The organism is Citreicella sp. C3M06 (assembly GCF_018860705.1).
Classification (GTDB): domain Bacteria; phylum Pseudomonadota; class Alphaproteobacteria; order Rhodobacterales; family Rhodobacteraceae; genus Salipiger.
The window spans coordinates 1-1,071 of the sequence record NZ_JAHKQA010000106.1 but is presented as its reverse complement, the minus strand read 5'-3'; the positions used below and the strand labels follow the sequence as shown (position 1 = coordinate 1,071).

Here is a 1,071-nt window from a genome sequence, read left to right as displayed (position 1 = left end):
GGTTCGAAATTTTGACGTCGATCCCCGGCATCGGTCAGACGACGGCGACAACGCTCCTGTCGCAGATGCAGGAGCTGGGCGCGGCCAAAGCAGCCGAGGTCTCTGCCCTTGCAGGCGTGGCACCTATGAACAGGGATTCCGGCACGCTGCGGGGGCGAAAGATGATCCGCGCAGGACGTATCGCTGTGCGCTACGTCCTCTACATGGCGGCGACGGTCGCTGTGCGGTGGAACCCGGGTCTAAAGGCGTTCTACGAGCGGCTCCGCCAGATCGGCAAACCGTTCAAGGGAGCTATCACCGCCGTCATGCGGAAGCTGCTCATATTGGCCAACGCGCTGCTCACCGAGGATCGAACCTGGTCGCCGACGCCGCCGTAAAACCCAGTAGCTGCCATTCGCGGGAACTTTAGTCTTGTTTTCCAAGACAGATGCTTTCCCCAGACGCACTTATCCGACGAGCTCGGTGCCAGGTATGCCGAGCGCGGTGTAGCCGTTCAGCACGGCGATGCGGACCTGCAGCTCAGCGACCTGTCGGTCGTAGTCCCTCGCCATGCACTGCCCGGCAATGGTTCGCATGCAACCCATGAGAGGGAAGCCTTGGCCGAGTAGTTTGACGCAGTTCATCTTTGTCTCTGCGCGGCTCTGGCGGTGATATCCGGTCAGCGTTCGCCAGAGTGCTCGTCTCTGGTATTTGCAGGTTCTCACGGCTTCGTTCCGCGCGATTGCGCCCGCCGGTTCGCTTCCAGGATCGGGCATTTTTACGCGGAGGGAGCGAGCCTTGTGCACTATTGGTTCGAACACAGTGGCGTGCGCTGCAGCTCCCCGAGCCGCGATCACATTGTGACGTCTTCGAGTATCATAGGCGCCATCCATTGCCCGGCAGGCGATTGCGCAGCAATCTGCCGCAGGGGGGCGATGACGGCGGCAATTTCCTGGTCGGGTGCGATCTGTTCCAACAGATCAGGCAGCACAGGTGCGTCGCCGACATTGCTGGTCGTGACGCCGCGTCGCTGAACTCAGGCTGCCGCCCGCACTTGCCTGTCGGGCACGCATGCCTAGGGTCAGGATTCAT

1 protein-coding gene and 1 pseudogene are annotated in these 1,071 nt (G+C 61.7%); one reads left to right on the top strand and one right to left on the bottom strand.

Annotation, left to right across the window (positions count from 1 at the left end):
- Window positions 1–377: transposase (locus KO516_RS23990; RefSeq protein ID WP_216006316.1), on the top strand; the 377-nt coding region annotated here is incomplete at its 5' end.
- A gap of 69 nt (window positions 378–446) precedes the next feature.
- On the opposite strand, the pseudogene KO516_RS23985 reads toward KO516_RS23990, so the two are convergent.
- Window positions 447–1,000 (bottom strand): annotated as a pseudogene (locus KO516_RS23985) (hypothetical protein); the annotation flags it as partial.
- Window positions 1,001–1,071 lie beyond the last annotated feature (71 nt).